Source organism: Actinopolymorpha rutila, from assembly GCF_013407855.1.
Classification (GTDB): domain Bacteria; phylum Actinomycetota; class Actinomycetes; order Propionibacteriales; family Actinopolymorphaceae; genus Actinopolymorpha; species Actinopolymorpha rutila.
This window is the reverse complement of sequence record NZ_JACBZH010000001.1, coordinates 1,366,667-1,383,003: the sequence shown is the minus strand read 5'-3', so window position 1 is coordinate 1,383,003 and position 16,337 is coordinate 1,366,667. Positions and strand designations below refer to the sequence as shown.

The 16,337-nt window shown below is 70.0% G+C and carries 17 protein-coding genes; 13 read left to right on the top strand and 4 right to left on the bottom strand.

Translation table 11 applies throughout. From position 1 onward, the window contains the following. Positions 1–19 precede the first annotated feature (19 nt). The 8 genes from F4554_RS06085 (at position 20) to mscL (ending at position 7,373) form a co-directional block, all read left to right on the top strand. Positions 20–1,006 carry an ABC transporter permease gene (locus F4554_RS06085; protein WP_179786475.1) on the top strand — a complete coding sequence of 329 codons (987 nt, stop codon included), beginning with the start codon at positions 20–22 and terminating at the stop codon, positions 1,004–1,006. 13 nt (positions 1,007–1,019) lie between these two features. Beyond that, positions 1,020–2,138: an ABC transporter permease gene (locus F4554_RS06080; protein WP_179786474.1), complete on the top strand. Its 1,119-nt coding sequence runs from the start codon at positions 1,020–1,022 to the stop codon at positions 2,136–2,138. Positions 2,139–2,239: 101 nt separating this feature from the next. After that, positions 2,240–3,454: an ABC transporter ATP-binding protein gene (locus F4554_RS06075; protein ID WP_179786473.1), complete on the top strand. Its 1,215-nt coding sequence runs from the start codon at positions 2,240–2,242 to the stop codon at positions 3,452–3,454. Positions 3,455–3,462: 8 nt separating this feature from the next. Next, positions 3,463–4,557, top strand: coding sequence for a dipeptide ABC transporter ATP-binding protein (locus F4554_RS06070; RefSeq protein ID WP_179786472.1), 1,095 nt, complete (start codon positions 3,463–3,465; stop codon positions 4,555–4,557). After that, the gene (locus tag F4554_RS06065) at positions 4,554–5,090 is read left to right on the top strand and encodes a hypothetical protein (RefSeq protein ID WP_179786471.1); all 537 of its coding nucleotides are present in this window, start codon (positions 4,554–4,556) and stop codon (positions 5,088–5,090) included. Before F4554_RS06070 ends, F4554_RS06065 begins: the two co-directional genes overlap by 4 nt. 165 nt (positions 5,091–5,255) lie before the next feature. After that, positions 5,256–5,648 carry an FmdB family zinc ribbon protein gene (locus F4554_RS06060; protein WP_179786470.1) on the top strand — a complete coding sequence of 131 codons (393 nt, stop codon included), beginning with the start codon at positions 5,256–5,258 and terminating at the stop codon, positions 5,646–5,648. Between the two features lie 232 nt (positions 5,649–5,880). Further along, a complete protein-coding gene (gene cpaB / locus F4554_RS06055) occupies positions 5,881–6,741 on the top strand; it encodes a Flp pilus assembly protein CpaB (RefSeq protein ID WP_179786469.1) in 861 nt (286 codons plus the stop codon). A 128-nt stretch (positions 6,742–6,869) separates the two neighbouring features. Next, complete coding sequence (gene mscL / locus F4554_RS06050) at positions 6,870–7,373, top strand: large conductance mechanosensitive channel protein MscL (RefSeq protein WP_179786468.1); 504 nt, start codon at positions 6,870–6,872, stop codon at positions 7,371–7,373. Between the two features lie 29 nt (positions 7,374–7,402). Here mscL and F4554_RS06045 read toward each other — a convergent pair whose 3' ends face one another. Beyond that, positions 7,403–7,576: a hypothetical protein gene (locus F4554_RS06045; protein ID WP_179786467.1), complete on the bottom strand. Its 174-nt coding sequence runs from the start codon at positions 7,574–7,576 to the stop codon at positions 7,403–7,405. 196 nt (positions 7,577–7,772) lie between these two features. Between F4554_RS06045 and F4554_RS06040 the strand changes: the two genes are divergently transcribed. Both F4554_RS06040 and F4554_RS06035 read left to right on the top strand, forming a co-directional pair. Then, positions 7,773–8,708, top strand: a complete 936-nt coding sequence (locus tag F4554_RS06040) for an ABC transporter permease (protein ID WP_179786466.1) — start codon at positions 7,773–7,775, stop codon at positions 8,706–8,708. Further along, the gene (locus F4554_RS06035) at positions 8,705–9,760 is read left to right on the top strand and encodes an ABC transporter ATP-binding protein (RefSeq protein WP_179786465.1); all 1,056 of its coding nucleotides are present in this window, start codon (positions 8,705–8,707) and stop codon (positions 9,758–9,760) included. The genes F4554_RS06040 and F4554_RS06035 overlap by 4 nt, the downstream gene beginning before the upstream one ends. Before the next feature lie 10 nt (positions 9,761–9,770). On the opposite strand, the gene F4554_RS06030 is transcribed toward F4554_RS06035, so the two are convergent. After that, on the bottom strand, positions 9,771–10,343 hold the full coding sequence (locus F4554_RS06030) for a GNAT family N-acetyltransferase (RefSeq protein WP_179786464.1): 573 nt from the start codon (positions 10,341–10,343) through the stop codon (positions 9,771–9,773). 58 nt (positions 10,344–10,401) lie between these two features. After that, a complete protein-coding gene (locus F4554_RS06025) occupies positions 10,402–11,529 on the bottom strand; it encodes an LLM class flavin-dependent oxidoreductase (protein ID WP_337795895.1) in 1,128 nt (375 codons plus the stop codon). Positions 11,530–11,636: 107 nt separating this feature from the next. Between F4554_RS06025 and F4554_RS06020 the strand changes: the two genes are divergently transcribed. From F4554_RS06020 to F4554_RS06010, 3 genes are all read left to right on the top strand, one after another. Next, positions 11,637–12,431: an aldo/keto reductase gene (locus F4554_RS06020; RefSeq protein ID WP_179786463.1), complete on the top strand. Its 795-nt coding sequence runs from the start codon at positions 11,637–11,639 to the stop codon at positions 12,429–12,431. A gap of 200 nt (positions 12,432–12,631) precedes the next feature. Next, positions 12,632–13,411, top strand: coding sequence for a phytanoyl-CoA dioxygenase family protein (locus F4554_RS06015; RefSeq protein ID WP_238341227.1), 780 nt, complete (start codon positions 12,632–12,634; stop codon positions 13,409–13,411). A 76-nt stretch (positions 13,412–13,487) separates the two neighbouring features. Continuing rightward, positions 13,488–14,411, top strand: coding sequence for a D-isomer specific 2-hydroxyacid dehydrogenase family protein (locus F4554_RS06010; protein ID WP_179786461.1), 924 nt, complete (start codon positions 13,488–13,490; stop codon positions 14,409–14,411). Here the strand turns inward: F4554_RS06010 and F4554_RS06005 are convergent. Continuing rightward, the gene (locus F4554_RS06005; protein ID WP_179786460.1) at positions 14,405–16,264 is read right to left on the bottom strand and encodes an MFS transporter; all 1,860 of its coding nucleotides are present in this window, start codon (positions 16,262–16,264) and stop codon (positions 14,405–14,407) included. The genes F4554_RS06010 and F4554_RS06005 overlap by 7 nt on opposite strands. Between the last annotated feature and the right edge of the window lie 73 nt (positions 16,265–16,337).

The window sequence follows — 16,337 nt, the reverse complement described above, 5'->3', positions numbered from 1 at the left end:
CTGATCGGGAGACGCACAGATGGTCGTATTCATTGCTCGGCGTTTGCTCTACATGATCCTCACGCTCTTCATCATCTCGATCGTCAGCTTCGTGATGATCCAGGCGCCGCCCGGAGACGCACTGACGGCCGAGATCCAGCGACTGCGCAGTATCGGCAACAACGTGTCGCAGGACCAGATCGACGCTCTCAAGACGCGCTACGGCCTGGGCGACCCGGTGATGGTTCAGTACGGCAAGTGGATCGGCGGCTTCGTGAAGGGCGACTTCGGTCAGTCGTTCACCTACCGGCAGCCGGTGAACACCCTCATCTGGGGTCGCCTCGGCCTGTCGGTCATGCTCGCCGGCGGGGCGCTCATCATCGCCTGGTTGATAGCCATACCCATCGGGGTCTACTCAGCGACCCATCGATATTCCTTACCCGACTACATCATCACCCTGTTCCAGTTCATGGGCGTGGCCGTGCCGGAGTTCCTGCTGGCCCTGGTTGTCCTCGTGTTCGCCGCGAGATTCCTGGGGGCCGACGTCGGCGGGTTGTTCTCCGCGCAGTACCAGGACGCCCCGTGGAGCGGCGCGAAGTTCGTCGACTTCCTCAAGCACCTGTGGATCCCGCTGGTCGTCATCTCCGCGAGCAGTACCGCCTGGCTCACCCGCGTGATGCGGGCCAACCTGCTGGACGTCCTGAACCAGCAGTACGTCCAGACCGCCCGCGCGAAGGGCGTCCTGGAACGCCGGGTGATCTGGAAACACGCCGCCCGCAACGCCGTGCACCCACTGATCATGGCGCTGGGTACGACGTTGCCGGTCCTCATCTCCGGTGAGGCGATCGTGAGCATCGTGCTCAACCTGCCCACCACCGGACCGCTGTACCTGCAGGCGCTGCTGAACCAGGACATGTACCTCGCGGCCACGCTGCTGATGTTCTTGTCGATGCTGCTGATCGTCGGCAACCTGCTCGCCGACATCGCACTGGCCTGGGTCGACCCCCGGGCCCGGTCCGCCGAGTGAGAGGGCGCCACTGATGGCGATTCTGCAAGAACCAATCTCCCAAGGGCACGAGGCGCCTGCCGAGAAGGGCTCCGACGTCGGCGAGATCCCCCAGTGGCGGTTGATGGCGCGACGCTTCAAGCAGAGCAAGCTCGCGGTGGCCGGCGGGATCGTACTGCTGGTGATGTACGGCATCGCGTTGTTCGCGCCGTTCCTCGCCCCGTACGACGCCAACGCGGTCAACTCCGACCGGGCCAACGCGTCACCGGCCAAGCTCACCTGGAAGGGCGGCCCGGCCGTCTGCGGGGTGGCCCAGACGCTGAACAAGTCCACGTTCACCTGGGAGTACAAGACCGACTGCAACAAGGCGACGCCGATCAGCTTCTTCACCAAGGGCACCGACTACAAGATCTTCGGTCTCATCCCGACCACCACCCACCTGTTCGGGGTGAACAAGTCCAACACCATCTACCTCTGGGGCGCCGACGACCAGGGCCGGGACATCTTCAGCCGAACGATCATCGGCTCGCGGGTCTCCCTGACCATCGGCCTGGTGGGGGTCGGAATCGGCACGATCCTGGGCGCGATCATCGGCACGATCTCCGGCTACTTCGGTGGCCTCGTGGACAACGTGTTGCAGCGCATCATCGAGATCATCCTCTCGGTCCCGACGCTGCCGCTGTGGGCGATGCTGGCGGCGATCCTTCCCCGCGACATGACGGTGACCAAGCGATATCTGTTCATCACCGTCATCCTGTCGCTGGTGGGCTGGGCGGGCCTTGCCCGGCAGATCCGCGGAAAGGTGATGTCGTACGCCGGCGCCGACTACGTGGCGGCGGCCCGGGCCGCGGGCAGCGGGCACGCCCGCGTCATCCTCAGCCACATGGTGCCCAACTCGATCAGCCACCTGGTCGTGGTGACCATGCTGGCGATCCCGACCACCATCATCGCCGAGACCTCACTGTCGTTCCTCGGCATCGGAATGTTGCCGCCGGCGGTCAGCTGGGGTGTGCTCCTGCAGGACGCGCAGAAGGTGCAGGCCGTCCAGCAGTACCCCTGGATGCTCATCCCCGCCGTGGCGGTGGTGCTCGCGGTGACGTGTTACCAGCTGCTCGGTGACGGCGTACGCGACGCGGTGGACCCCTATGGCTAGGCCGTACCCGCACACCATCGGCATCCGCGGCACGAGCGAGGCGGGACGCCACCTTGGCGTCCCGGCCTCGTTCGGCAACGAGGAGAGACAGGGGTCTCGACATGAGTGAGGCAACCATCAGCAACCCCTCCACCAAGATGGCCACGGACGCAGTCGTCAGCGTCCGCGAGCTGCAGGTGGAGTTCCCGACCCAGATCGGCGTCGTACGCGCGCTGAACGGCGTCACGTTCGACGTTCCCCGTGGCCGCGTACTCGGGATCGTCGGCGAGAGCGGCTCGGGCAAGAGCGTCACCGCCCGTGCGATCCTGCGGATCATCGAGCGGCCGGGCCGGATCACCAACGGCGACATCCTGTTCCGGCCGGGCGTGGAGAAGAAGGGCGGTGGCCGGGCCACCAAGCGCAACCGCGGCCGCACCGGCGCGGTCAAGGAGGCCGCGCCCGAGGCCGGCACGACGGACGGAAGCGACACCGCGACGCGCGCTCCCGCCGAGACCTCCCAGGGCGTGGTCGACCTGACCTCGCTCGACCCGACCGGTGACCGGATCCGGGCCATCCGCGGCCAGGAGATCTCGATGATCTTCCAGGAGCCGATGACCTCGCTGAACCCCGTCTACACCGTGGGCGACCAGATCGCCGAGGCGGTCCTGCTCCACCAGACGCCGGACCGCAACGAGGCCAACAAGCGGGCCGTGGAGATGCTGCGCCGGGTGGGGATGCCCAACCCCGAGCGCATCGCCAAGAGCTACCCCCACCAGCTCAGTGGTGGTATGCGCCAGCGCGCGATGATCGCGATGGCCCTGTCGTGTACGCCGACCCTGCTGATCGCCGACGAGCCGACCACGGCCCTCGACGTGACCACAGAGGCGCAGATCCTGGAGCTGATGCGCGAGCTGCAGGACGAGTACGGCATGTCGATCATGTTCATCACCCACAGCATGGGCGTCGTGGCGCAGCTGTGCGACGAGGTGGTCGTCATGTACCTCGGCCGGGTGGTCGAACGCGCACCGGTCGACGACATCTTCCACGACCCCAAGCACCCCTACACCGTCTCGCTGCTGCGGTCGATCCCCCGGATCGGCGTCAACCGCGGGACGCCGCTGGAGGTCATCAAGGGCTCGGTGCCCGACCCGTACTCCACCGTTCCGGGCTGTCCCTTCCACCCGCGCTGTCCAAGTGCGATGAAGGGGTTGTGCGACACGGTGCTGCCGGTGGAGGCTCCGGTGGAAGGAAAACCCGACCACAACGTCCGGTGCCACCTCTACCCGGGCAGCACACCTGCCGAGGCCGCGTCCGCGTCCGCCGCCGCGGGCAAGTAGGAGGAATCGTGAACGACGTTTTGCTCGAGGTCACCGACCTCAAGAAGCACTTCCCCATCAAGCAGGGCTTCCTGAGGCGGACCGTCGGCCACGTGAAGGCCGTGGACGGCGTCAACCTCTCGGTCAACCGCGGCGAGACGTTCTCGGTCGTCGGGGAGAGCGGGTGCGGCAAGAGCACCACCGGCCGGACCATTCTCCGGCTGGAGGAGCCCACCGACGGCTCGGTGGTCTTCGACCACTCCGAGCTGGGCAAGGTCAACATCGGGGACGCCGACCACAAGACGCTGAAGCGGATCCGGCCGGAGATGCAGATCATCTTCCAGGACCCGTTCTCGTCGCTGGACTCGCGGATGACGGTCGGCCGGATCATCGCCGAGCCGATGATCATCAACAACACGCTGTCCGGGCGGGCGTTGCGGGACCGGATCGCCGAGCTGCTCACCGTGGTCGGGCTGCGGCCCGAGCACGCCAGCCGCTACCCGCACGCGTTCAGTGGCGGCCAGCGCCAGCGCATCGGCATCGCCCGGGCACTGGCGCTGAACCCCAAGCTGATCATCTGTGACGAGCCGGTGTCCGCGCTGGACGTCTCGGTGCAGGCCCAGGTGCTCAACCTGCTGGAGGACCTCCAGGACCGTTTCGACCTGACCTACCTCTTCATCTCCCACGACCTCAGCGTGGTCGAGCACATCTCGGACCGGGTCGCGGTGATGTACGTCGGAAAGGTGGTCGAGGTCGGCACCACCGACCAGCTGTTCTACAACCCGAGGATGCCCTATACCGAGGCGCTGCTGTCGTCCCTGCCGCAGCCGGACCCGCGCAAGCGGACCCGGCCCACGCTGCTCACCGGTGACGTGCCCAGCCCGGCCAACCCCCCGTCCGGCTGCTACTTCCACACCCGGTGTCCGTACGCTCAGGACATCTGCCGGACCGAGGAGCCGCCGCTCCGCGACACCGGTGACAACCACATGGCAGCCTGTCACTTCTCCGACACCCTCGAGCTCAAGGGCGCCAGCCGCCTCGCCGAGATCCCGGTGGCGCCGGAGGTAATGACCAAGCAGGCGGAGAAGCAGCAGGCGCAACGGCAGCAGGAGGCAACGAAGTGACCACTCCCGTCCGCGAGGGGCGGCCCCGTTTCACCGGGGTGAGCACCTACCAGGACCCGTTGGGGCGGTTCTCGTTCCGGTTCCCGTCCGACTGGCACCAGTTCGAGTTGGACGAGGACCGGGAGGGCGTGCTGTTCTCCCCCGAGGAGGACGACCCCAAGACGTACTTCGCGGCGTGGGTCAGCAAGCTCGACGAGCACGTGGTCGCCGAGGACCTGGACACGATCCGTGAGGGCATCGAGGCGGGGCTGGCCCAGTTGACCGCGTGCGAGGTCGAGACCCGCAAGGACGACCTGCTCGGCAACCTCGTCAAGCTGGAGCGGATCTACACCTTCGAGGAGGAGGGCGCCGTCCGGAAGCGCCGGGTCTGGACGCTCTACGTCGACACCTGGCGGATCGTGCTGGTCTGGCAGGGTTCGACCGTCGAGGAGTACGACTACTGGCTGCCGATGGGCAACTACTCGTACGCCACCTTCGAGATCCCCGAGGCGCTGTGGTTCGCCACCGACCGGGACCTGAAGGCGTTCGACTGACGGCTGAGATGGTTGGTGAAGGTTGCGCTCTCCGAGGCCGGGACGGCTTAGCAGTCCTTGCCTCGGAGTGCTAATCTTTGCTGCGGTATCGCCTTGGCCAGGCCGCCTTCGACCGGGCCGCCGAGGCCGGCGAAGGTCTTCAGACCGTGCACATGGAGGGTGGCAGTGCCTACCTATCAGTACTCCTGCGTCGACTGCGGCGAGCAGCTTGAGGCCGTCCAGAAGTTCTCCGACGACCCGCTGACGGTATGCCCCGCTTGCAGCGGCAAGCTCCGCAAGGTTTTCAGCGCCGTCGGCGTGGTCTTCAAGGGCTCCGGCTTCTACCGCAACGACAGCCGCAGCAGCCAGCAGCGGTCCGGTGCCTCCGGCAACGGCAGCAGCGGCAGCAAGGACTCCGGGTCCAAGGAGTCCGGCGGGTCCGGCAAGGAGTCCGCGAGCAGCTCGTCCGACTCCGGTTCGGGCAAGTCCTCGGACAGCTCGGGCAACGGGTCGGGCAGCAAGGACTCCGGGTCGAAGGCGGGCACCGCGAGCGGCTCCGGTTCCTCCAACGCCGCCTAGTTCGTTTTCCCAGCCGTCGGTGTGAGCCGGCGAGTTTCGTTCGTACATACGAACTGCCGTCCTCGGTCGAGGGCGGCAGTTCGTATGTCCGGGTCCTGTGCGGGCCGGCTGCGTGGGCCGTCATCGGGAACCGACGGCCGGATTTTCGTCCACAGACCGCGGTTCGGCGCTTCCGAGCGCCCTGGCTGTGGACAACCGCCTCCGGGCGGGGCGGGCTGCCTAGCCTCTTCGCATGTCCCGCCGCCGCTTCCCCACCTCGCGCACCGATGCCTCGCCCGCCGACCCGTTCGGTACGGGTGGGCTGTCCTCGGCCGCCTCGCGGGCCGGCGTGCCCGGCTCCCCCGCTCGTGCCCGTGATCGACCCGGCCGGCGAGGGGTGCTGGGAGAGGTCGCCCGGGCGATCTCCCGGCATCGCCGGCTGGTCGCGGCCGGGCTGGCCGCCGCGGGTGTGGCGCTGGCACTGCACCTGCTGGCACCCGAGCCGCCGCGCACCGTCACCGTCCTGGCGGCGGCGCGCGACCTCCCCGGCGGAGCACCTCTGACCGCGGGTGACCTGCACGAGGTCGCGCTCCCTCCCCACGTCGTACCCTCCGGCGTCCTGCTGCCAGGTGATTCGCGGGCAGGCCGGCCGGGACGCCGCGGTGCTGTGCTGGCCGGTCCCGTCCGGGCGGGTGAGCCGCTCACCGACGCCCGGCTGCTAGGACCCGACCTGCTGGCAAGGGTGCGCTCCAGCACGCAGGTGGTGGCCGCTCCGGTACGCGTCGCCGACCCCGGTTCGCTCGCGCTCGTCCGGCCCGGCGACCGGATCGACCTGCTGGCCGCCGAGACCGGAGTCGACCAGGCGCCTCGCCCGGCTCGGGTGGTGGCCACCCACGTCCGGGTGCTCGCCCTGCCGGGCAGCACCGGTGACGGCGCGGACAGCGCGCAAAGCGGTGGCGCCGGAGGGCTCGGCGGTCTCGGCTCCGGCGGCTCGGTGGACACCGGCGGCGAGGGTGGGCTGATCGTGGTGGCGGTGCCGGCGGAGACCGCCGCCGACCTTGCCCGCGCGGCGGTGACGTCGCGGATCTCCCTGGTGCTGCGTGCGGTTCCCTGACGATCGACTGACGATCACCCCGGCCCTGACTCAGACCTGACTCGGACCTGGCTCGGACAGGGGGTGATGTGGCACGACCGGCGCGCGGTAGGTTCCGGCAACGACCGCTACGACGAGGAAGGAGCCCGATGTTCAAGGGGTTCAAACAGTTCCTGATGCGTGGAAACGTCCTCGACCTCGCGGTCGCAGTCGTCCTGGGCGCGGCGTTCACCAAGATCGTCACCGGGCTGCTCGACGGCTTCATCAACCCGCTGGTGGCGGCGATCTTCGGCAAGCCCGACCTCACCAACGTGGGACGCTTCACCGTCCACCAGGCGCAGTTCAGCTTCGGGCTGATCATCGACGCGGTGTTCAACTTCGTGATCATCGCCGCCACGATCTACTTCCTCGTGGTGGTGCCGGTCAACCGGCTGGCGGCCCTGCGCCGCCACCGTCACGATCCCGAGGCCGCCCCGGAGGTTCCACCCGCTGAGGACATCCTGCTGCTTCGCGACATTCGCGACCTGCTGGCCGAGGCCCGCGAGCAGCGGGACGGCCGTGCCGGCGAACAGCGGCCGGACGGAGCCGGCGACCAGAGCCGGGGCCGCGACCTCCCGCCGACTCCGCCGGGGCAGCCGACGGTCTCCCGGTGACGGCTGCTTCTCCTGGCCGACGGCTGCTTCTACTGGCCGTGGTGGGGCGGCACCTCGTCACGAAGGCGGCGGTCGGCGTCGTCCTCTGAGCCGTCCCGGTCGCCCCAGCGCTCCGGATCGTCCTCAGCCGCTCGGTCGGGCAGCAACGGGCCGATCGCGTCCGCGCGTCGGCCGGCTCGGCGAGGCTGCCTGGGTTCGTCCATGTCCTCGATGATGCCCCGTCCTCCTCTCGCCGGGTGATCCGCCCCGGTTCGCGTGCCCTCGCACCCCGCCCGGCTGCGTTGAGGTCGTCGCGCGTAGAACACCGCTCCGCACCTTCTCCTCCGCCGTGCCGGACGGGCGGGGATGACCCGCTCACCACTCGACCATGATCCGCAGGCCGGACCATAGGATCCCGGCATGGCCCGACGGACCGGTGGACCCGCTCCGCGCACCGGTCCGAACGCCGGCGCCGGTCCGCCAGTCTCCGGCGGCGACTCCCCCGCCGAGCGGACTCCCCGCGCCGACGGCGCACGAACCGCCCGGAGGACAGCCGGCGGGCAGCGCCGGACCGGAGTACGCGCCCGGGTTCCCATCGTCCTCGCCGTTCCCGCCTGCGTCGGGCTGGCGTTCCTGGTCGTCCCACTGCTCGGCCTGGTGGTCCGCGCCCCCTGGTCGAGCCTGCTCGAGGAGCTGGGCCGGCCGGAGGTCTGGCAGGCGCTGCGGCTGTCCCTGCTGTCTGCCACCCTCGCCACCCTGGTCGCACTGGTGCTCGGCGTCCCGCTCGCCTGGGTGCTCGCCCGCAGCACGCTCCCGGGCCGCGGGCTGGCGCGCGCCCTGGTGACCGTTCCGCTCGTCCTGCCACCCGTCGTCGGTGGGGTCGCGCTGCTGCTCGTGCTGGGCCGGCGTGGCCTGGTGGGCCAGTGGCTGGACGCGTGGTTCGGCCTGTCGCTGCCGTTCACCACCGCGGCCGTGGTCCTCGCCGAGGCGTTCGTCGCCACGCCGTTCCTGGTGCTGAGCGTGGAGGGTGCGCTGCGAGCGGCGGACCGGCGCTACGAGGACGCCGCCGCCACGCTCGGCGCCTCGGGCTGGCTGACGTTCCGCCGAGTGACCCTCCCCCTGGTCGCCCCCGGCGTCGCGGCCGGGGCGGTCCTCGCCTGGGCCAGGGCGCTCGGTGAGTTCGGGGCCACGATCACGTTCGCCGGCAACTTCCCGGGCACGACGCAGACGATGCCGCTCGCGGTGTACGTCGCGATGGAGACCAGCCCCGATGCGGCGATCGTCCTCAGCCTGCTGCTGCTCGTCGTCTCGGTGGTGGTGCTCGCCGCGATGCGCGACCGCTGGGTACCCCGATGAGCCTGCGCGCACACGTCGTCGTCCGGCGGCCGACGTTCACCCTCGACCTCGAGCTAGTCGCCGGGCCCGGTGAGGTGGTGGCGTTGCTCGGACCCAACGGCGCCGGCAAGTCGACGACGCTGCGCGCACTGGCCGGGCTGAAGCCACTGACCGCGGGCGAGATCCACCTCGACGAGCGGGTACTCGACCGGCCGGCGACGCGGGACTACCTGCGCGTGGAGCAGCGCCCGATCGGCGTGGTCTTCCAGGACTACCTGCTGTTCCCACACCTGTCCGCGCTGGACAACGTGGCGTTCGGCCCCCGCGCGCACGGTGTGCCGAAGGCACCGGCGCGGGCGGCGGCCCTGTCCTGGCTGGAACGCGTCGGGCTGGCCCACGTCGCCGACGCCAGACCGCGCGCCCTGAGCGGCGGCCAGGCGCAGCGGGTCGCGCTGGCCCGGGCGCTCGCGGTGAAGCCCCGCCTGCTGCTGCTGGACGAGCCGCTCGCCGCACTGGACGCCTCCACCCGGGTGGACGTCCGCGCCGACCTTCGCCGCCACCTCTCGGCGTACGACGGAACCTGCGTCCTCGTCACCCACGAACCACTGGACGCCATGGTGCTGGCCGACCGGTTGGTCGTACTGGAGAACGGCCGGGTCACCCAGCACGGGTCACCAGCGGAGGTGGCCCGAACGCCGCGCACGGAGTACGTCGCCCGCCTGGTCGGCCTCAACCTGTTCCGCGGGCACACCGACGCGGCCGGTGTCGTACGACTGGCCGACGGCGGCGAGCTGACCGCGGGAACCCGAGCGACAGGCGAGGTGTTCGTGGCGTTCGCGCCGTCGGCGGTGGCGTTGTACCGCAGCGCGCCCGGCGGCAGCCCGCGCAACTGCTGGCAGGTGGACGTCGCCGGCGTCGAACGCCACGGAGACCTCATGCGGGTAAGCCTGACCGGTCGGCCGCCGGTGCTCGCCGACGTCACCGCCGATGCGGTCGCCGACCTCGGCCTGGAGCCGGGCGCCCGGGTCTGGGCAAGTGTGAAGGCCGCCGAGATCCGCTGCTACCCGGCCTGACTGTCCGCTGCTACCCGGCCTGACTGTCCGCCGCCGCCCCGGCATGGCACTTGTCAGGGGCACTGATCCGGTAGAGCACTTTCCGCCGCAGCGGCCCGTCCGGCACCGACGGGTCATCGAAGTCCTGAGCGGGATCGCGGGTCATGCCGATACGGCGCATCACCGCCTGCGATCGATGGTTCCCGGCTGTCGTCACGGCCAGGATCTCCGGCAACGCGAGCGTCCGGAAGCCGAACGCCAGGGTGGCGAACGCGGCCTCGGTGGCGTAGCCGTGCCCCCAGGCGGGGCGAGCGAGCCTCCAGCCGATCTCGATCCCGTCGAACGGCATGTCCTCGTCCACCAGGTCCAGGCCCGCGAAGCCGACGAACGTCCCGGTGGCGAGTTCCTCGACGGCCCACCACCCGTAGCCACGCTCGTCGAACTCTGCCTGGAACGTCTCCACCGAGGCGGCGCTCTGCTCGGGTGTCAGCAGGTCACCCAGGTGCTCACGGACGGCCGGGTCGGCGTTCATCTCCGCCCACGGTGCCAGGTCGGCGCCCCGCCATCGACGGAGCAGGAGGCGATCGGTGCGAATGTCGTTCACGGGGAGGAGCGTGCGGCCCGGCGAGCCCGAGCGCAACCCAATTGCTTCCGGTCTCCGGCTACCCGGCTCGGGGCCCGGCCTGAACGCCTACGCCCGGCCAGGCCTGCGCGAGCAGTTCGAAGCTGTGCAGGCGTTCGGCCAGTCCGTGCGTCATCGTCGTCACCATCAGCTCGTTCGCACCGGTGGCGGTCACCAGGCCGGTGAGCTCGGCGAGCACGGACTTCGGGTCGCCGATGGTGGGCCTGCTCGGGCCCTGCTCGATGATCCGGAGCTCGGCGTCGGTCCACTCGTGCGCGGCGGCCTCCTCCGGCGTGGGAGTCCGTCGCGGGCGGCCGGTGTACAGCGACACCTGCGCCAGCCGGGCCGGCCGGGCGATCGCCTCCGCCTCCTCGGCGGTGTCGGCTACGTAGACCGACTGGGTGACCATGGCGTACGGCTCGGGCAGCCGCGCGGACGGCCGGAAGGTCGAGCGGTACAGCTCCATCGCGGGCAGGGTGTTGGCCGCGCTGAAGTGGTGGGCGAACGCGAACGGCAGCCCCAGCATCCCGGCGACCTGCGCGCTGTAGCCGCTGGACCCGAGCAACCAGACGTCGGGTGCCGAGGTCGCCACGGGCGTGGCGCTCATCCGCCGTAGGGCGAGCCGGCCGCCGCCGTCCTCGATGCCCAGCAGGTCGAGCAGGTCGGCGAGCTCCTGCGGGAAGTCCTCGGCGCCGAGTCCTTCCTTCGTCCGGCGCAGTGCCGCCGCGGTGGCGGGGTCGGTGCCCGGCGCGCGGCCGATGCCGAGGTCGATCCGCCCCGGGCTCAGCGCCTCCAGCATCGCGAACTGCTCGGCGACCACCAGCGGCGGGTGGTTGGGCAACATCACCCCGCCCGAGCCGACCCGGATGCTCCTGGTTCGCGCGGCCACGTGCCCGATGAACACACCCGGTGACGTGGACGCGACCCCGGGCATGTTGTGGTGCTCGGCCACCCAGAAGCGGCGGTAGCCGAGTTCCTCGGCCCGCTGGGCCAGCGTCGCGGCCGCGTTCAGCGCCTCCGCGCTCGTCTGCCCCTCACCGACCGGGGCGAGTTCGAGTACGGAGAGTGGGATCCGGCCGGTCGCCGAGGCGTCGGCGAGGTCGGCTGCGGCTGTTGACTGGGACTGAGGCTGGGACAGGGACTGAGGCTGGGACATCGAGTCGGACACGTTTCCGAACGTACCTCCGGGAGCCGGTTCGGCCACATCTGGCCAGCGCACCCCTGACGGGCCATCCGGTTGGCGTTCAGCGGGTGTCACGGGGTAGGACCGATGGCATGACTGACATCGGCCTGTCCTCCCAACTCACCGCACCGCTCTCCCCCGACGCCCGCATCCCCCTGATCGGGTTCGGCACCTGGCAGCTCTCCGGCGACGAGGCCCGTCAGGCCGTCAGCTGGGCGCTGGAAGCCGGCTACCGTCACCTCGACACGGCCACCGGCTACGGCAACGAGGACCAGGTCGGCGCCGCGCTGCGCGACAGCGGCGTACCCCGCGACCAGGTCTTCGTCACCACCAAGCTGCCGCCGGACCACGTCGGCCGGGAGCGGCAGACCCTCCAGGAGAGCCTGGACAAGCTCGGCGTGGACCACCTCGACCTGTGGCTGATCCACTGGCCGCCGAACGGCACCGCCGGCGTGGAGTCGTGGAAGGTGTTCGTCGAGGCGCAGAAGGAGGGGCTCGTACGCCACATCGGCGTGAGCAACTACTCCCTGGACCAGATCGACGAGCTCACCTCGCAGACCGGCGTGACGCCCGCGGTCAACCAGATCAAGTGGAGCCCCGTGCAGTTCGACCGTGAACTGCTCGAGGGCAGCCGGGAGCGCGGCGTCGTGGTGGAGGGCTACAGCCCGTTCCGCGCCGCCAAGCTGGACGACCCGGTGCTGACCGGACTCGCCGACAAGTACGGCAAGACCGTCCCGCAGGTGATCGTGCGCTGGCACCTGCAGCGCGGCGTCGTGGTGATCCCGAAGTCGGCCAAGCGTGAGCGCATCGAGTCCAACATCGACGTGTTCGACTTCGAGCTGTCCGCGGACGAGCTCACCGCGATCGACAACCTGTCCGAGGCGTGACCGGCCGCCCGGACTGCTGAACCGACGCCGCATCCGGCCCGGACCCTGGCTCCCGGGCCGGATGCGGCGTCAGCCATTTCGGGCCACGCGGCGACCGCAGGCGGTCAGCGGCGGCCGCAGGCGGCCAACGGGTGGAACACCCGCCCGAACGCGGCGAACCATGGAGCGCGGGACACGACCGAACGGAGCGCACCATGGACATGGCGACCGCACTAGGCGACCTCGCCGTCACCGACGAAACCCTGTCCGCGAAGGAAAAGGACCAGCTCGACCGGGACGGTTTCCTCCCGCTGCCGGGCATCCTCGGCTCCGAGCAGGTCGCGGCGTTCAACACCCGGCTGGCAGAGCTCACCGCCGCCGAAGGGGAAAGCGCCGGTCTGGAGGTGCACCAGGAAGAGGGCGCGGACCGGCTGTCGGATCTGATCAACAAGGACCCGATGTTCGACGTCTGCTTCACCCATCCGAGGGTGCTGGCGGGGATGCGGCACGTACTCGGTGAGTTCAAGGTGTTCTCCCTCAACAGCCGCGCCTCCCGTCCGGGCAAGGGACTCCAGGGCCTGCACGCCGACTACGGCGAGCCCGTCCAACCCGGTGCGTACCGCGTGTGCAACTCCATCTGGCTGCTGGACGACTTCACCGCCGACAACGGCGCCACCCGCGTGGTCCCGGGCTCGCACCGGTGGGCCAAGCTTCCCGGCACGGAGATGGCCGACCCCAAGGATGCCCACCCCGGCCAGGTTCAGCTGCTCGCCCCCGCCGGCACGGTGGTGATCTTCAACAGCCACCTGTGGCACGGCGGGACGCTGAACAGCTCCGACCGGCCCAGGCGCGCGATGCACATGGCGTTCTGCGCCCGCGACCTCGCCCAGCAGCTGGACCAGAAGGCCTACATCCGTTCCACGACGTACGCCCGGCTCAGCCCGGCGCAGCGGTTCCTGCTCGACGTCACCGCCGACGACGTTGCCAGGCGGGCAAGCTGAGAACGGCGGACGGGCCGAGGGCGGTGGGCCGAGCACCGCTGATCGCGGGAAACACCGGCGCGGAGATACTGGACGCATGACCTCCGGTGCACGTACTCCCAAGATCTACGTCGGCCCGCAGCAGCTTCCCGAACTCCTCGACGCCGTGAAGTCGGCCGGTGGCGAGGTGACCGACGACGCCGCGCAGGCCGAGGCACTGGTGTGGTGGGGCGGCTCGCCGGACCAGTTCAAGGACGTCGACCACGACGGGATCAGGTGGGTGCAGCTTCCGTCGGCCGGCATCGAGTCGTGGTTCCGGGCCGGCATCTTCACCTCCGGCAAGGTCTACACCTGCGCAGTCGGCAGCTACGCCGACGGTGTCGCCGAGCACACGCTGGCGCTCATGCTCGCCGGCGTACGTCGGCTGCACACGCTCGCCGGTGAGCGCACCTGGACCGACGTGCGGTCGGGCACTCTGCTGGACTCCACGGTCGGCATCGTGGGCTGCGGCGGGATCGGCCGCGCGCTGATCCGGATGCTGGAGCCGCTGCGGGTACGCGTGCTCGCGATCACCCGGTCGGGCACGCCGGTGCCGGGTGCCGCGGAGACCTACACCCCGGACCGGCTGGACGACGTACTCACCGCCTCCGACGTGGTCGTGATCGGCGCCCCCTCGACGGCCGAGACCAAGCACCTGATCGGCGCCCGGGAGCTGAAGCTGATGCAGCCGCACGCCTGGCTGGTCAACATCGCCCGGGGCTCGCTGATCGACACCGACGCGCTGGTCGAGGCCCTGCGGGCTGGCACCATCGCCGGGGCCGGCCTGGACGTCACCGACCCCGAGCCGCTGCCGGACGGGCACCCACTGTGGGACGAGCCGCGCGCGCTGATCACGCCCCACTCGGCCAACCCGCCCAGCCTGCTCATTCCCGGACTCACCACGCGGGTGTACGAGAACGTCCGCCGCTATGTCGCGGGCGAGGAGCTGGTCGGGCTGGTCGAGGTGGAACGCGGCTACTGATCCTCGGGCGGGCCGAACTGCCGCCGGCCCGTCGGCCGGATGACACCCTCGGTGACGGCGGTCCGCAGCGCGGCGTCGAACCGGCGGGGGCCCCACCGGCGGGCGCCGAGTTCACGGAACAGCGTCTCCCGGTCGATCGTCCCGCGTTCGCGTACCAGGTTGGCGATCCGGGCGACCTCCTCGTCGAGGGCGCGTTCTCCGGCCACCCGGCTCTGGCTCGGCGAGGCTCCGGAGGCGTGCATGCCGGGCGAGTAGAACGACGTACCCGGGCCGGGGCGGTATCGCTGCGTGCGCAGGCGTTCGGACCGCCGGGCGATGCGTTCGTCGCGTTCGGCCTCGGCTGCTCGCGCCCTCGCCCGCTCGTCGTTCTCCGCTCCTGCTTCCTCCTGCTCTCCCGCACCCGCACCTTCGTCGGGATCCTCCGCGGTGAGCGGACGGGCGATGTTCTCCAGGGACTGCTGCTCGGCGCGCACTCCGAACGCCAGCTCGGCCACGCCACCGAAGGCCATCGCGATGGCGCCGATGAAGAAGCCCAGCGCCACCAGCCCGAGGTTGCCGCTGTGGATGAACTGGCCGAACAGCAGCGGCCCGGTGATGCCGCCGATCGCCGTACCGACCGCGTAGAACAACGCGATCGCGAGCGCCCGGGTCTCCATCGGGAAGATCTCGCTGACCGTGAGGTACGCCGAGCTGGCGCCGGCCGAGGCGATGAAGAACCCGAACGCCAGCAGCACGATGAACGACACGGAGTTCAGCGAGTTGCTCAGGAGCAGGAAGCCGACCACGGCCGTCACCACGGCGGCGCCGAGGTAGCTTCCCGCGATCATCGGCTTACGCCCGACAGTGTCGAAAAGCCTTCCCAGCAACAGCGGACCGAGGAAGTTGCCGACCGCGAACACGACCAGGAAGAACGGCACCGAACCGGAGGCGACCTTGAAGTACGTGCTGAGAATGGTGCCCAGGTCGAAGGTGACCGCGTTGTAGAGGAACGCCTGCCCGATGAACAACGCCAGGCCGAGCAGCGTGCGGTGCGGGTACTTCTTGATCGCGACCTTGGCGAGTTCCCGGAAGGGAATGGTCTTGCGCTGGCGAACCGTGATGCTCTCGCCGGGATCGGGGAGTTCCTCGTCGGCTTCGGCGCGGACCTCGCGTTCGATCGAGTCGACGATCTTCTCCGCCTCGTCCTCCCGACCGTGGATGAACAACCATCGCGGGCTTTCGGGTACGTGCCGGCGGACGACGAGGATGGCCAGGCCGAAGATGCCGCCCACCCCGAACGCCAGCCGCCAGCCCAGGTCGGTGGCGAAGAGGTCGGAGAGCAGAACGATCGCGGCCAGGCTGCCGAGCGCGGAGCCGACCCAGTAGCTGCCGTTGATGGCGATGTCGGTCTGCCCGCGGTTGCGGGCGGGGATGAGCTCGTCGATCGCTGAGTTGATCGCGGAGTACTCCCCGCCGATACCCATGCCGGTGAAGAACCTGGCCAGGAAGAAGTACCACGGCGCGAACGCGAACGCCGTGGCCACCGTGGCGACGATGTAGACGCCCAACGTGAGCAGGAAGAGCTTCTTGCGCCCGAACCGGTCGGTGAGCTGACCGAAGAACAACGCACCCAGGCAGGCGCCCAGGACGTAGATCGCGGCGGCGGTTCCGATGTCGCCGGCAGTGAGGTGGATCCCACTGCCCTTCTCGATCATGCGGGAGGCGACCGAGCCGACGATCGTCACCTCGAGCCCGTCGAGGATCCACACGGTGCCGAGGCCGATCACCACCCGCCAGTGGAAACGCGACCATGGCAGGCGGTCGAGCCGGGCCGGGACCCGGGTTCGAATGGTGTCCAACGTGGTTGACGACATGGGCAGTCCGTTTCGCTCAGGGAAGGCGGATGGGACGCGCGGTGAGATGCTCGGCACGCGCCGGCGGACTTCC

Excerpts from the sequence above, each read along its gene's own strand:
- F4554_RS06085 (WP_179786475.1), top strand. The coding sequence starts at position 20 with ATGGTCGTATTCATTGCTCGGCGTTTGCTCTACATGATCCTCACGCTC.
- F4554_RS06080 (WP_179786474.1), top strand. The coding sequence starts at position 1,020 with ATGGCGATTCTGCAAGAACCAATCTCCCAAGGGCACGAGGCGCCTGCC.
- F4554_RS06075 (WP_179786473.1), top strand. The coding sequence starts at position 2,240 with ATGAGTGAGGCAACCATCAGCAACCCCTCCACCAAGATGGCCACGGAC.
- cpaB (WP_179786469.1), top strand. The coding sequence starts at position 5,881 with ATGTCCCGCCGCCGCTTCCCCACCTCGCGCACCGATGCCTCGCCCGCC.
- mscL (WP_179786468.1), top strand. The coding sequence starts at position 6,870 with ATGTTCAAGGGGTTCAAACAGTTCCTGATGCGTGGAAACGTCCTCGAC.
- F4554_RS06045 (WP_179786467.1), bottom strand. The coding sequence starts at position 7,576 with ATGGACGAACCCAGGCAGCCTCGCCGAGCCGGCCGACGCGCGGACGCG.
- F4554_RS06040 (WP_179786466.1), top strand. The coding sequence starts at position 7,773 with ATGGCCCGACGGACCGGTGGACCCGCTCCGCGCACCGGTCCGAACGCC.
- F4554_RS06035 (WP_179786465.1), top strand. The coding sequence starts at position 8,705 with ATGAGCCTGCGCGCACACGTCGTCGTCCGGCGGCCGACGTTCACCCTC.
- F4554_RS06020 (WP_179786463.1), top strand. The coding sequence starts at position 11,637 with ATGACTGACATCGGCCTGTCCTCCCAACTCACCGCACCGCTCTCCCCC.
- F4554_RS06015 (WP_238341227.1), top strand. The coding sequence starts at position 12,632 with ATGGCGACCGCACTAGGCGACCTCGCCGTCACCGACGAAACCCTGTCC.
- F4554_RS06010 (WP_179786461.1), top strand. The coding sequence starts at position 13,488 with ATGACCTCCGGTGCACGTACTCCCAAGATCTACGTCGGCCCGCAGCAG.
- F4554_RS06005 (WP_179786460.1), bottom strand. The coding sequence starts at position 16,264 with ATGTCGTCAACCACGTTGGACACCATTCGAACCCGGGTCCCGGCCCGG.